At 37.3% G+C, this 15,082-nt stretch carries 8 protein-coding genes; 6 read left to right on the top strand and 2 right to left on the bottom strand.

Annotated elements, in window-relative coordinates:
* Window positions 1-53 precede the first annotated feature (53 nt).
* Both ACNQGX_RS08815 and ACNQGX_RS08810 read right to left on the bottom strand, forming a co-directional pair.
* Window positions 54-938 (bottom strand): recombinase family protein, encoded by an 885-nt coding sequence (locus ACNQGX_RS08815; protein ID WP_417975531.1) that lies wholly within the window; start codon window positions 936-938, stop codon window positions 54-56.
* A 918-nt stretch (window positions 939-1,856) separates the two neighbouring features.
* Window positions 1,857-2,723 carry an AraC family transcriptional regulator gene (locus ACNQGX_RS08810; protein ID WP_417975530.1) on the bottom strand — a complete coding sequence of 289 codons (867 nt, stop codon included), beginning with the start codon at window positions 2,721-2,723 and terminating at the stop codon, window positions 1,857-1,859.
* 130 nt (window positions 2,724-2,853) lie between these two features.
* Between ACNQGX_RS08810 and ACNQGX_RS08805 the strand changes: the two genes are divergently transcribed.
* The 6 genes from ACNQGX_RS08805 (at window position 2,854) to ACNQGX_RS08780 (ending at window position 14,883) form a co-directional block, all read left to right on the top strand.
* Window positions 2,854-5,874: a SusC/RagA family TonB-linked outer membrane protein gene (locus ACNQGX_RS08805; RefSeq protein ID WP_417975529.1), complete on the top strand. Its 3,021-nt coding sequence runs from the start codon at window positions 2,854-2,856 to the stop codon at window positions 5,872-5,874.
* Window positions 5,875-5,904: 30 nt separating this feature from the next.
* On the top strand, window positions 5,905-7,401 hold the full coding sequence (locus tag ACNQGX_RS08800; protein WP_417975528.1) for a RagB/SusD family nutrient uptake outer membrane protein: 1,497 nt from the start codon (window positions 5,905-5,907) through the stop codon (window positions 7,399-7,401).
* 123 nt (window positions 7,402-7,524) lie between these two features.
* Window positions 7,525-8,217: an RraA family protein gene (locus ACNQGX_RS08795; protein ID WP_417975527.1), complete on the top strand. Its 693-nt coding sequence runs from the start codon at window positions 7,525-7,527 to the stop codon at window positions 8,215-8,217.
* 105 nt (window positions 8,218-8,322) lie between these two features.
* Complete coding sequence (locus ACNQGX_RS08790) at window positions 8,323-11,241, top strand: glycoside hydrolase family 2 TIM barrel-domain containing protein (RefSeq protein ID WP_417975526.1); 2,919 nt, start codon at window positions 8,323-8,325, stop codon at window positions 11,239-11,241.
* Window positions 11,242-11,245: 4 nt separating this feature from the next.
* Window positions 11,246-13,555 carry a glycosyl hydrolase family 95 catalytic domain-containing protein gene (locus ACNQGX_RS08785; RefSeq protein ID WP_417975525.1) on the top strand — a complete coding sequence of 770 codons (2,310 nt, stop codon included), beginning with the start codon at window positions 11,246-11,248 and terminating at the stop codon, window positions 13,553-13,555.
* Between the two features lie 161 nt (window positions 13,556-13,716).
* The gene (locus ACNQGX_RS08780; protein ID WP_417975524.1) at window positions 13,717-14,883 is read left to right on the top strand and encodes a mandelate racemase/muconate lactonizing enzyme family protein; all 1,167 of its coding nucleotides are present in this window, start codon (window positions 13,717-13,719) and stop codon (window positions 14,881-14,883) included.
* Window positions 14,884-15,082 lie beyond the last annotated feature (199 nt).

Genomic DNA, 15,082 nt, shown 5'->3' with positions numbered 1-15,082 from the left:
TGAGCAGTGATAGTAGTAATATCTTTCATATCTCCCCTTTGAAGCACTGCCGGTTAATATTTTAGAACAACTGGACAGAGTAAAAATCCCCTTAAGACAAGTTGATCTACTATTTTTACTTTCCCGGATACTTTCTTTACTCTTTTTTTGTTTAGAATTTCCTGTACATGATCAAATAGAAATGGTGAAATAAGCCGTTGATGTAAACCATTAACAATGTATTTTTTGTCAGTTCCAAATTCGGGAACTATTATTTTTCCGCAATAAACAGGGTTTTTTAATAATGACCAAAAGTTACTTCTGCTACATTTGAGCCCTGCTATAATAGATTGATTGAAAATGTAGTTTACGCTGTACTCACCCTTAGCCACAGTTTCAAATACATATCGCAGGATTAAAGTCTCGGGTTCATGCAGTGCAATATATTTATGTCCAGTTACCGACAATCTGTTTTGATAACCCAATGGAGCTCGACTAGTCCATTTGTCTTCTTGTTTAGCTTTGTGGATGCCTAAGCGTACATTGTTACTTCTTCGATCATTTTCTACTTCAGATGTTTCAAGATACACAGCCAGCATTATTTTACTTTCTGGAATTGTTAAATCGATAGGTTGATCAATAGCTTGTGGACTGATTCCGATATTTTTAAGTTTTTGAATCATGTAATAGGCATCAGCAATATTTCTGCTGAATCTATCCCAACTTGTAAAAAGTACTAGATCAACCCCTGATTTACCTCCTTTAAGATTTGTGAATAATTTTTGCCATTCAGGCCGATTAAATGTCTTTGCTGAATAATCCTCGAAAATCTTTTCTTTAATTTTAATACCATTCAAGTTACAGTACTTTTCTAATCTATCTGCTTGGCTACGTTGAGAGAATCCTTTGATAGCCTGTTCATCTGTACTAACTCTGATATATAAATAAGCATTTTTCATAACAAAAATTTTTTGTAATGATGTCTTGATTTGCTTTTAGAGTAGTATATCTACGTATCTCAATTGCTTATATGTATTTACGAAAATAATACTGTTTTGGATAAATTATTAAATGATATTAGTGACTTTAAATTATAAATAAACAGGTATAAATACGCAGTGGTTGATCTTTGTTAATCGATACTTTTGAAAGACAATATGGTTTTCCGTAAAAAAGATTCGTATTAAAGAATAATATTTGTTTACTTTTAATTAGTATAAAATGGTTCTCACTTGGTTTTTATTTGATAGTATGTCATTTCGAAAAAAGAAATCAAAACAAATATTCTTAAAATTTTTTTTTAAAAAAGTTAATAAAAAAAGTACTACTTTTAACATGTTTTCTAGTTTGAAATTTGATATTCTATTTGCAAATGATATCCGATACTTTAAAAATTCATACCGAATATACTGCTACTTCCCGATACAGAAATTAATAACCTAGTGTTTACTGGGGTTAACAGTTTTCGAGGTACAAATTAAGAACAAAATAAAACGAAACAACAACAAACAAACTTTTATCCATTATTTCAATTGAAGGACATTTTGTTAATCTGTGGTAAATACCTTTTTTAAAGAACACATTAACCCAGTGGTTGAAGTAAATTTATAAAATTTTGTGATACATTATAATATTTTTAAATGTCTCTTTAGGTTGTTCTAATTCTATAAGCAATGGTTCGACTCCTTATCGCCCACAATAATTTACACTTTACCTTTTATGGGGCATTTTTTGAGCTTCAGAAGTAAATTTATTTTGTTAAATGATTATCTTGATGACTATCAATAAATTTCCTATTTTATAGTCTATCGTTATGGTTTGCCATATAAAAAAGATCAATTGATATTTGAATTGACATCGGTGTTCTCCACTACAGCCTATATATCCTTTGAATCTTGATAAAATTTTGAAGGAGATATATTTTTTATTAAACGGAATTGTTTGTTAAAATGAGAAGGGCTATTATAACCACTTAAATAGGCGGCTTCTGTAATAGCATAATTATCTTCCCTAATTAATTTACAGGCATATCCAATTCGTATTTCATTTAGAAAAGACGAAAATGTTTTTTTTGTCCTATTTTTAAAATAACGGCAAAAGGCGGTTTTATTCATGGAAGCAATTTCCGCCACTTCGTCTAAAGTTATTGGATTAGAAAAATTATCCATGATATATTCGAACACCTGATTAATTTTCAAATCACCGTTAAATATGGTTTCCTTAAACAAAGGCGTGGCCAGCAGTTTATATTCACTTGATTTGGAAGCAAAATACAGAATGTCAATAAAAGACAACAGTCGCTCCATGCCTTCAAATTCTAACAGCTTTTCTATTTTGTCTGTCATTTTTTTTCCAGTTTCATTCTGAAAAGAAATACCCCTTTCTGCATTTTTAAAGAGCTCCTTAAGTTTAACGGATTCCGGCAGTTCCAAAAATTTAGTGCCTAAAAAGGTGGAAGGAAATTGAATTATAATTGCCGAGCATTTCATCTTTGAAGGATTTATTTTTTTTGGAGGATCGCTTCTCCAAACATGTGAAAGTTTTTCTCCTACTAAAATAACATCCCCTTTCGAAAAAGTTTCTATTGAGTCTCCAACAAACCTTTTCCCGTGTCCCTTTAAAATCACAACGAGTTCAAGCATATCATGAAAATGCCACTTATCATTAAAATGAGTAAGCTTGTCTTTTCGGATATGGAAAGCTTGTCCAATAGGGTCTTCTAGTTTTCTAAAATTTGCCTTCATGCGATAAATAAATGGTATAAGGCAAATATAAAGAATGCTTTTGATAATTGAGAACAAGTAAGCGTAATAATGTTGATATATCTTTGATTTTTAAAATTAACCAAAAATTTAACTAAAAAAACAACTAATTATGAAAGCAAAAGTTAATAAACTTTTAATTCTGTTTGCGCTATTCACGGTGAGCCTGACCTTTGCACAGGGCGAAAGCGTGAAAGGCAAATTGACATCTTCGGGGAGTGGATTGCCATTACCTGGGGTAAATGTTATTGTAAAAGGGACGCAAAATGGAACTACTACCGGCTTTGACGGTAATTTTGTTCTTAAAAATGTATCGCCTAAAAGTGTTTTGGTCTTTAGCTTTATTGGGTACAAAACTCAAGAAATCGTAATAAAGAATCAAAAAGATTTATCGGTTAGTCTAACCGAAGATTCAGCTAAATTGGACGAAGTGGTTGTTAGGGCTTTTGGTACCCAAAAGAAAGCAAATCTTACAGGTTCTATTTCCACAGTTAAAATGGGGGATGCAGTCAACAGGCCAATCACAAATGCTACACAGGCTTTAGCCGGTAAAGCGGCCGGGGTTGTGGTTACACAAAACTCAGGACAACCAGGAGCTGATCAAGCTGCTATTCGAATCAGGGGGATTGGAACCCTTGGAAACAATAATCCTTTGGTGATTATTGATGGTTTAACAGGGCGCCTTAGCGATGTCAATGCTGCGGATATTGAAACTATGACTGTTTTGAAAGATGCTGCCTCGGCTGCCATATATGGTTCCAGGGCTGCTAATGGCGTGATATTGGTTACTACCAAGGCCGGAAAAAAAGGGGAATTTAAAGTAAGCTATGATGGGTATACCGGTATTCAAGCGGGTACTCGTAAAAAGGATTACGTGACTAATTCGGTTCAATTTATGGAATTGTTTAATTTGGCAAGATTTAATGAATCTCCAACCGCTGCACCGACATATTCAGCGGCCAATATCGATAAATTCAGAAATGGAACGGATCCTTATTTGTATCCCAATACGGACTGGCAAGATGAATTGTATCGTCAGGCTCAAATTTCGAGTCACAATCTAAGTGTGAGAGGTGGAGGAGATAAAACGACCTATTCCTTTTCAGTGGGACATATTAATCAAGAAGGAATCCTATTGGGTACCGACACTAAGAATTACTCAGCCCGATTAAATTTGGATACCAAGGTCTCTGATAAATTCAATTATTCTTTGAAAATTTCCGGAAGGCACGATGATACCAACCAACCTGTTACTGGCTCTGGGACGGTTATAGGTTGGATAGACCGAGCTTCGCCTATGCAAAGCCCGCGTTTGGCAGATGGAAGTTATGGTTCTGCATGGATAGGTTTTCAAGATACTACGCAGCCCCTTGCAGGTGCTTTGGAGGGGAAAAACAGAACCGAATATGATAAACTGATAGCAAATTTGTCCGGAGAATACGAACTTCTTAAAGGCTTGAAATTAAAAAGTACCTTAGGAATAGAAACGGAGCATAATTTAAGAAGCGTTTTTAGGCCTCAAATTAAACTTGTTAGACCTACGAATGGTACTGTTTCTCTTTTAAATGTGGGAGGTCTCCCTTTGTCTGCTTCCAGGAGTTATGGTACAAGACGAGACATTACCTTTTTATCAACATTAAATTATAAAAAGACTTTTGGAGAGCGTCATAATTTTGATCTACTGGGAGGTTTTAGTCAAGAGACGCGCAAGTTTAAAACTGTAGGTGCGACTAAGGATGGACTTCCAAGTAATGCACTCCAAGAAATAGACGCAGCCTCTTTAAATCCTCAGTCTTTTGGATCATCTGTAAATTTCGGACTACAATCTTATTTCGGGAGATTGAATTATGACTTCGATAGCAGGTACCTTTTTGAAGCCAATCTGAGATACGATGGGTCATCTAATTTTGGTGAAGGCCATAAATGGGGAACTTTCCCTTCCGTCTCAGCGGGATGGAATATCTCTAATGAAGCATTTATGAAGAATGTAACTTTTATAGACAACCTAAAATTAAGGGCATCTTGGGGGGAATTAGGAAATCAAGAAATAACACCGAACCAATATAGTTCTATTTATAATCTAGGACAACAATACTCCTACGGTGGTGTTTTGGCTGGTGGTGCTGCCCAAACCAATTTGTCAAATCCTGTTGTCACTTGGGAAACTTCTGCCCAAACTGATTTTGGATTGGATCTAAGCATCTTGGATGGAAAACTGGACTTGGTGGCCGATTATTATAAAAAAACGACTACGGGTATTTTACGTCCAACCGTTATTTCTGGAGTTATTGGCGGTTTGTCAGCTCCTTTGGTAAATTTGGCATCCGTGGAAAACAAGGGGTTTGAATTTTTATTGAACCACAAAAACAACATTGGCGACTTTAAGTACAGTGCCAGTGTGAACTTTACCACCAATGATAATAAAGTTACCAAAATTGCGGCTCCGCAATATGATGAGTATAGCAGGTTAGCTGAAGGCAGCTCCATTAATGAGTTTTATGTGATTAAAATGGCGGGTATTTTTCAAAATGCTGCGGAGGTAACTGCTCATGGAGCTCAACCTACCGCAAAACCGGGAGATATTAAATTTGAAGATTTGAACAAAGATGGTGTAATTGATAATTCAGACAAGCAGGCTATGGGACAATCCATACCAAAATACACCTATGGTTTTGATTTGTCCGCTTCATACAAAGGATTTGATTTTTCCATGCTTTGGATAGGGGTTGAGGGCGAAAAGGCAATCACCGAACACGAACAAAAGCCGTTTTTTAACGGTGCGGGAATATCAAAATTTTGGGTAGAGAATTCTTGGACTCCGGAAAAACCAAATAACAGTTATCCAAGATTGGTTAGATCGAGTAATTATGTTAATAATGCTTGGAGGCCTTCATCATTTCTACTTCAAGATGCTTCTTTTCTTAGAATGAAAAACATCCAATTGGGCTATTCCTTACCCGATGCATTCTTGGAAAAAATACATATTAACAAATTTAGAATCTATATCAATGCAACTAACCCATTAACTTTTACGAAGTATAGAGGATTAGATCCTGAGAAAGACCGTTTTGGAGGCAGGGGAGCTTATTCTAATGTGCAAGTGTATTCTTTGGGTTTTAATATTTCTTTATAAACGGAACAGAAAAAAATAAAAAAATACAATATGAAAACATATGTAAAATTAATCTTGGGGACATTTTTCGTCCTTACCTCTTGTGACAATGAGGTTTTGGAAGTGGCTTCCACTACACAAATTTCTTCGGAAACGTTTTGGAAAACTGAAGCTGATGTTCGTTTAGCTGTAAACGGGGAATATAGCGCATTAGCTAATGTGGAAGAAAATTACATCTATTATGATGTACTTTCGGATAATGCGTATGGGAACTATCCATGGGAAGGGTATAAAGCCATTGCTGATGGAACACATAGTCCAAGAAGTGGCGGCGCTATTGATTGGATGTGGGCTAATTGTTTTAGTGGTATTGGTAGAGCTAACGTGGTTCTTGATAATTATGAAAAAGTTGGAAACCTTAGTGATGCCTTCAAAAAATCGGTTAGAGGGGAATCGTTGTTTTTAAGAGCCTATTTTTATTTCAGATTAACAGAATTCTACGGAGGGGTGCCTATAATTTTAGAAAGCCCGAAATTAGCGCATGCTGAAATACCAAGGGATACTAAGGAAAATGTGGTAAACCAGATACTCAAAGATTTGGATGAGGCAGCAACTTTATTGCCATCAACCCAGCCTGAAACAGGAAAAGCAACCAAGGGAGCTGTCAAAGCTTTAAAAGCCAGAGTATTATTATACAATCAGAAATGGTCCGAAGCTGCGGCTACGGCTCAAGAAGTTATGAGCATGGGGTATTCTTTGTTTCCAAATTATAGGGATTTATTCCGTGAAGCAAATGAAAATAATAATGAGGTTATTTTTGATGTGCAATTCAAATCACCGGAAAAAGGGAATTATTTTGGACTGTACCTCGCAAGTTATACCCTTGGAGGCTGGTCTTCTATTGTGCCACTAAAGAACTTGGTAGATGATTATGAAATGACCGATGGTAAGTCTATAAGTCAATCTCCTTTGTATAATGCAAGTACTCCATACAATAACAGGGATCCAAGGTTAAAACAAACTATTTCTGTTCCGGGGGCCACGATCAATGGAATTGCTAATCATGTGGGGGAATTTGGCGGATTTATGTTCAAAAAATACACAGAATATGATGAAACTGGTGTATTAGGTGCACCATCTGATGCAGTTGCAGCCGGGATTAATGCAATCATATTTAGATATGCTGAAATATTATTGACTTATGCAGAAGCAAAAAATGAAGTATCCGGTCCAGATCAATCCGTTTATGATGCCATTAATCTGGTTAGAACGAGAGCAACTGTAAACATGCCACCAGTTACCCCTGGATTGTCCAAAGATCAAATGCGTCAGGTCATTAGACATGAACGCAGGATTGAGCTTACCCTTGAAGGAACAAGATATTCCGATATAAGACGTTGGAATACTGCTGAGGGAATTTTAAATGGACTTGCTGATCCGGGAGGAATAAGAGTTTTTGTAAGTAAAGATTATCTATGGCCTATTCCGGGGGGAGAATTTGACATTGCAGGGACTAAATTGGTTCAAAACCCAGGATACGGTAATTAAATATTTGAGTTAGTTTGTTAAAATGAAGGTAATAAACTACCCCTGAAAATCTTGGGGTAGTTTATTTAATTTCCATTTGAAGAGACAATAATTGAAACAAAAAATAAATTAAAATAAATAGATATGGAAACTGCATTTTGGAAGAATGATGATGAACTTTTTGAGATTGTCCGTGAGGAGCTTTATACCGCAGTGGTAGGCGATATTATGGATAAGTTGGGATTGTTACACCAATTCTTATCACCAAAAATACAACCTTTAAGAGACGATATGTTTGTAATTGGGCGTGCTATGACTGTCTTGGAAGCCGATGTGGTTTCGGATTCCAGCAGCAATAACCCTGTTTTAAACAGACCCTTTGGGCTAATGCTCGAAGCTTTGGATGATTTGAAAAAAAATGAGGTATATGTTTGTACGGGTTCTTCTCCATCGTATGCTTTATGGGGTGAATTAATGGCTACCAGGGCCCAGATATTGGGTGCGGCAGGTGCTGTTGTTGATGGATATTCGAGAGATACCAAAGGAATATTGGAATTGAATTTCCCTTCCTTTTCTTATGGACGTTACGCCCAAGATCAAGCCCCACGTGGAAAAGTGATTGACTTTCGTGTGCCAATAGAGATGAATGGGGTGCGCATTAATCCAGGAGACATTATTATAGGAGATATTGATGGAGTATGTGTGGTACCAAAAGAATCTGAAGTAGAAGTGTTTCGCCTTGCAATAGAAAAAGCAAGAGGCGAGAAAATGGTGCAGAAAAAAATACAGGAAGGAATGAGCACTGTTGATGCTTTTGCCAAATTTGGTATTATGTAAGATAAAAAAGGTTTAGTTTTATATACTCTCTAATTTGTATGACATGGATTTATACAGGAATTCTTTTGTCTTTCTTGATAATAAAAATTTTAAATCGTAAATAAAGTGAAGAAAATAATAGTAATAACAATTTTCAGTTGGTTCATTTCTTTTTGTCAAGCAAGTGCGCAAACAAAAAACATAATGGGCTTTGATGTGCCTGTAATTACCCCATTTGCATCAACAATTTCAGGAGTTGCTTCTCCAAGGATTTCTTTAAATGGCAGTTGGGGATTCGATATTAAAGAACAATCTCAAAAAGGGAAGAATATTCAGGTACCAGGGGAGTGGGAAATGCAAGGCTATACAGTAAACGAAGGTCAAACAGCTATATATTCCAAACGTCTTGATATTCCCGCCGATTGGAAAGGAAAACAGATTAAAATTCGTTTTGATGGTGTAAGTTCACACGGTTTAGTAAAACTAAACGGAAAAAAATTAGGGGAACACGAAGGCAGTTTTGTTCCTTTTGAAGTGGATCTTACGAGTGCTTTAAATTATAAAAATGATATATTGGAAGTAGAAGTTCAAGCTTTGACTGTAAGCGATCGTTTGGCTTGCACTTCCCAATATGCCTGTCATACGGTAGGTGGATTGTTAAGAAAAGTGACACTATTTGCAGTTGTTCCCGTACATGTTACGGCTGCGACAATTAATACAATTTTTGATGAAGAATATAAAAATGCATCGCTTGTTATTGGAAGTTCTATTTTAAATAATTCGGCTGTTTCGGGAAATGCACAGTTGCAGTTTACCCTTTTTGATGCAAATGGAAAAATTGTGGCAAAAAAATCTTCAGCACTTGCAAAAGGAATCAATATAAACGGTACCAATGATGTTGAAACGACTTTGGCAATCAAAACACCAAAACATTGGAATCCGGAGCATCCTTATTTATACAAGTTACAAACCGATTTGTTGATCGACGGAATCAAACAACAAACAAATGAACAAAGAGTTGGCTTTCGCCAAATCCTTATCAACGGCAACCAGGTTTTTGTAAATGGTAAACCTATAAAATTACATGGAGTAAACCGCCATTCAGTTCATCCTTTAACAGGACGAAGCATTTCTCCTGAATTGGATAGAAAAGATGCGGAATTGTTTAGGGCAGCCAATTGTAATTATATCCGTACCTCACATTATCCTCCGTCCGAAGAGTTTTTGAATGCGGCGGATGAGTTGGGATTGTTTGTGGAAAGCGAAGCTTCATTAACATGGATCCAGCATCATGCATCTCCTATCTGGAAATTGTGGAATTATACCGATGAAAAATTCCTTCCTTTCATGGTTCGTGCCAACATGGATAATGTATTGGCGGGACGTAATCATCCTTCCATAATCATTTGGTCATTGGGGAATGAATCAAGATGGAGCCCGCTGTGGGAAAAAGTAAATGTGGTGGTAAAACAAATGGATAAATCAAGACCAACCAGTTTTCACGATCAGTGTTGGGGAGGTTTCAATAACGCCGGCAGTAAAGCTGATATTGCCAATTACCATTATCCTGGTATCGATGGGCCAAAAGCAACGGACACAATGTCCCGTCCCACATTGTTTGGGGAGTATTCGCATCTAACGACCTATAATCGTAGGGAATTGTTGTCGGATCCAGGGGTTCGCAGTGCCTACAATGCACCGCTTGTACAGTTTTATGATTCTATTTATCATCACAAAGGGAATTTAGGAGGCGCGATATGGAGTGGTATCGATGATACTTTTCACATGCCGGACGGAAGAATTGTAGGGTATGGCCCTTGGGGTCCGCTGGATGCTTGGAGAAGACCAAAACCGGAATATTATGGTGTGAAAAAAGCCTATTCTCCAGTTCGAATTACTAATGTAAACTGGTCAACATTGCATAAAGGATATGTTGAATTGACTATAGAAAACCGTTATGATTTTACGTCTCTTAAAGAGGTAACCATCGAAGTAAAAATAAACGGTGTTTCAAAATCAGTTTCGTCAGATATACCTGCCCGTGGCAAGGGAATTTTAAGAATTCCTGCAGCCAAAAATGTTAAGGAATTGTATGTTTCGTTTACAGATCCGCGTGGTTTTATGGCGGATGAAGAGAAATATGAAAACACGACTATTACAGAAGAGCAAGATAAAAAAGTAGTGGTTTCTTTTTCCGAAAATGAATCGGCTATAACGGTAAAGCAGGGTGATGTGAGTTATTTAATCAATAAAATAACGGGTGTCATTACCAATGTAACAAAGAACAACCAGACCGTATTGACACAAGGTCCTGTATTTTGTCTGGTACCGATGAATAGTGAAGATGGCGGAAAACCCAATGTAGCGGGTGAAACGTATCAGAATAATATTTATCCTGTAAAAAATTATCCGCTGTACACTTTGTTTGCAAAAGATCTCGCAATCAAACAAACTGACGAAGGGGTTCGAGTGGATATGAAAACGACTTATACCAATGCCAAAGGAAAGCAATCTTATTTATTTACAACCGATGGAAAATTGGTGACGGAATATGAGGTAGAATGCGGAGATTATGATGTGAGCCCATATCAGTATGGTTTATTGATGCAGTTGCCAAAACAATTTGAGCAGTTAAGCTGGAAAAGAAAAGGGGAATTCACTATCTATCCTGAAAATGACATCGCAAGAAACGAAGGAACGACTATGCTAAATGCAAAACATGTAAATGGGGTAGAAGAGCCTGGAGTTGTCCCTAATGGCGATTGGAAGGATGATGCCAATGATTTAGGAAGCAATGATTTCCGTTCGACAAAAAGATATATCAAATCGGCAGTATTGCAGGATAAAATGGGGAACAATGTCAAAGTATTGTCTAATGGTTCCCAAGCTTCCAGAAGCTGGTTGCAAGACGAACACATACAATGGCTGATTGCAGATTACAGCAATACAGGTTCTGAACCTTTTTACGGTTCACCGCATACCGATGGCCGAATAAAAACGAAAAACAAAACGTTAAAGGGAAAATTGACACTTACAATTAAATAAACGGATGAAAAAGATTTTTGCAATTTTAATTTTTGCAGTCACGGCTTCTGCCGTAAATGCACAGCAATTTATTGCCGAAGCACAACCTGCTCTTCAGCATGGTCTTCATTTTAAGTCACTCCCAACAACATGGGATGAAGGGATTCCTCTTGGAAATGGAATGGTAGGTGCCTTGGTATGGCAAAAAGGAAATAATTTGCGCATGTCATTAGATCGTGCTGATTTATGGGATATGCGACCGATGAAAGGTATTCATCGTAAGGAGTTTAGTTATAAATGGGTAGAGGAACAGGTAAAAAAGAAAGAGTACGGCATTGTACAAGAATATTTTGATTCCCCCTATGATAATGAATCCGCTCCGAGTAAAATACCGGGAGGTTCTTTGGAATTTGAGATTCAAAATTGGGGAGCAGTGTCCTCTGTAAACCTTTCCCTTAAAGATGCTTTGTGTGAAGTGAAATGGGAAAATGGAACATTTTTGAAAACCTTTGTACATGCTAATCAACCCGTTGGATGGTTTCGTTTTGAGAATCTTAAAAATGAATTTGTCCCTCATTTAATTGCACCTAGGTATCAGGGCGAAGTAAAAGTATCTGGTGATCCGGTAGGAGGTGATGACTTAGCACGCTTGGGTTATAAGCAGGGTAAAGTTACCGAACAAGGAAACACAATTACATATGAACAAGAGGGATGGGGAGGATTTAAGTATCAGATAAGTTTAATCTGGAGAAAAATAGACAATTCTACTATAGAGGGAGTATGGAGTGTTACTTCTCAATACCCGAAGAAAAAAATAAATCCAATTGCGGGCAGTATTGTCAAAAAAACCATATTAAGGGGATATAATACTGATTTAAGCAGTCATATTTCATGGTGGAAAAAGTTCTGGAATCAGTCGGCTATTCAGATACCTGACAGCTTACTGGAAAAACAATGGTATCTGGAGCAATACAAGTTTGGGTCAGCAGCCCGAAGAGGTGCTCCGCCTATTTCTTTACAGGCGGTTTGGACGGCTGATAATGGTCGCTTGCCGCCATGGAAAGGTGACTATCACCATGATCTGAACACGCAATTGAGTTACTGGCCTTCTTACAGCGGCAACCATATGGAAGAGGCGATGGGATATATTGATCATCTGGAGGAAAATAAAGCCAATTATAAACGCTATACCAAAATGTATTTCGGAACAGATGGTCTGGCAGTACCTGGAGTAACTACCTTGGATGGCACTGAAATGGGGGGCTGGATTCAATATTCACTTTCCCCTACAGTATCTGCCTGGTTAGGACATCATTATTATCTGCACTGGCGTTACAGTATGGATCGTAAATTCTTGAAGCAAAAAGCCTATCCATGGATTAAAGATGTAGCTAAGCATTTGGAACAGATCACTGTAAAAGATGAGAAAGGCTTTCGAAAATTGCCGATTAGTTCCAGCCCGGAGATCAATGATAATGACATTTCTGCCTGGTTTAATCAAAATACCAATTATGACTTGGCGCTGATGAATTTTACTTTCAAAGCAGCAACGGAATTGGCTGAGGAGTTGGGGCTAAAACAGGAAGCGATTCACTGGAAACAAATACTAAATGAATTTCCCGATTATGCTCTTACTGCAAATAGCGAAATGATGTTTTCACCAACATTGCCTTATAAGGAATCACACCGACATTTTTCCCATCTGATGGCAATACATCCTTTAAGCCTCGTTAAGTGGGAAGATGGGGAAAAAGCCCAATCCGTTATCAAAAACACGATTAGCTTGTTAGAGAAGGTTGGACCGGATTACTGGTGTGGCTATTCTTATTCATGGCTGGGAAATATAAAAGCAAGGGCTAAAGATGGAGTAGGTGCGGCTAAAGATCTGGAAATTTTTGCCAAAGCTTTTTGTCTTAAGAATAGCTTTCATGTCAATGGAGATCAGACCAAATCAGGGTATTCAAAATTTCAATACCGTCCGTTTACACTTGAAGGTAATTTCGCATTTGCGGCCGGTTTACAGGAAATGTTACTACAAAGTTATGCGGGTTTTATAGAGGTCATGCCTGCCGTTCCTGCAGCTTGGAAGGATATTTCTTTTGATAAACTCCGTGCCGAGGGTGCTTTTCTTGTCAGTGCGAAAAAGAAAGACGGTTTAGTAGATGAAGTGAAAATTATTGCGGAGCAAGGGGGGAAAACCAAACTAAAAATGCCTTTTAAAACGTGGTTTGCCAATTCAAAATATCAGGCCGAAGCTATACAGGTTTCAGATGGCTTTATTGAATTGAATTTTAAAAAGGGCGGGTGGATTGTATTAAAGAATGGGTATGAATAAAAGGTGATAGACCATGAGTGAAGAATCCTATTTTATGGAACCAAAGGACAGCCTTATTTATATACGTTGAAAACAGAATTAATTACAGCCGGAAAAATAGTTCAAAAAATAGTAAAGGAACGACAGTTATAAAATTAATTCAAAAAAAATAAATACATATTATGAAAATTACAGATGTAAAAGTGTGGATGGTAGAAGGTGTCAAATACAACTGGACACTATTGAAAATTTATACCGATACTGGGCATACCGGTGTGGGAGAAGCGACCAACTGGCCAGGAAGTCCAATCGTTTATAACGCAGCAAAGCATGTGGGTGAAAGAATCATTGGACTTGATCCAATGAAGACCGATTTTATCTGGACAAAATTATACCGTGATCTCAATTGGATAGGCCCCTATGGCGCCAGTTTGTGTGCCATTAGCGGAATTGACATGGCTTTACTTGATTTAAAAGGAAAAGTATTAGGCACTCCATGTTATGAATTATTGGGCGGTGCTTTTAGAAAAGATATCTTATTGTATGCCAACTATTGGTTTACCGGAGGTGGACATAATGCCGAAGATTATGCAATGCAAGCCAAAAAGGTTAAAGAGGCAGGATTCACGGGTTTAAAGTTTGACCCTTTTGCGCATACCAATTATTTGTATGGGGAAGATTTGTCTTCAAACCTTACGCTTACCGCGGCGCAACAGGATTTAGCTTTTAATGTTAGTAAAGCGGTTCGTGATGCCGTAGGGCCAGATTTTGATATTATGATCGAAACGCATGCCATGTTGAATTATCGTGTGGCCGTAAAAATGGCACAACGGTTATCGGAATTGGATATTACTTGGTATGAAGAGCCTGCCGGTCCTGAAAGTGCTGATACATTAAGGGCGATGCGTGAACGTATCCCTTCCAATGTTTCTATTTGTGTTGGAGAAAGACACTACACCAGACACGGAATCCGTCCGGTATTGGAAAAAAATATTTGTGATATTATGATGCCGGATATTACCCGTTGCGGAGGTCCATCAGAAATGAAAAGAATGGCTACCATGATGGAGGCATACAATGTTTTATTGGCGCCACATAACCCTAATGGACCCTTGTCAACTTTGGCATCTGCCCATGTATGTGCGTCTGTTCCTAACTTTTTCCGTCAGGAATTTATGTTCAATGATGTGCCTTGGAGAGATACCGTGATTACCCATCCTATAAAAGATATGATTCACAACGGTCATCTGCAATTAAGTGACAGACCCGGTCTTGGAGTAGATTTAGTGGAAGAAGAAATGGAAAAACATCCAGGGATATTAATTCCTAGACCGGGTTTTTATGTGTAAATTTCTTAGGAAGATAATTAATGATTAAATAAAGATAATATTAGATTAATGTGTAAAATGAAGTAATTATATCTTTATGTTTATAAAAGTGTAAAAATTTAGTAAAAAATATAAGAAAATAATTTATCTGTCCAAGACTGAAAAAGTAATTTTAAATAGCATTTTTATTATTGAGGGGGTGTATTTAAAAAGTAGTTAT

This window comes from Flavobacterium glycogeni, assembly GCF_048286775.1.
GTDB lineage: Bacteria > Bacteroidota > Bacteroidia > Flavobacteriales > Flavobacteriaceae > Flavobacterium.
The sequence above is the reverse complement of the archived record's forward strand: the minus strand, read 5'-3'. Positions and strand labels throughout refer to the sequence as shown.

Bases quoted from the DNA above. Each gene is read 5' to 3' on its own strand.
- ACNQGX_RS08815 (WP_417975531.1), bottom strand. From the start codon at position 938: ATGAAAAATGCTTATTTATATATCAGAGTTAGTACAGATGAACAGGCT.
- ACNQGX_RS08810 (WP_417975530.1), bottom strand. From the start codon at position 2,723: ATGAAGGCAAATTTTAGAAAACTAGAAGACCCTATTGGACAAGCTTTC.
- ACNQGX_RS08805 (WP_417975529.1), top strand. From the start codon at position 2,854: ATGAAAGCAAAAGTTAATAAACTTTTAATTCTGTTTGCGCTATTCACG.
- ACNQGX_RS08800 (WP_417975528.1), top strand. From the start codon at position 5,905: ATGAAAACATATGTAAAATTAATCTTGGGGACATTTTTCGTCCTTACC.
- ACNQGX_RS08795 (WP_417975527.1), top strand. From the start codon at position 7,525: ATGGAAACTGCATTTTGGAAGAATGATGATGAACTTTTTGAGATTGTC.
- ACNQGX_RS08785 (WP_417975525.1), top strand. From the start codon at position 11,246: ATGAAAAAGATTTTTGCAATTTTAATTTTTGCAGTCACGGCTTCTGCC.
- ACNQGX_RS08780 (WP_417975524.1), top strand. From the start codon at position 13,717: ATGAAAATTACAGATGTAAAAGTGTGGATGGTAGAAGGTGTCAAATAC.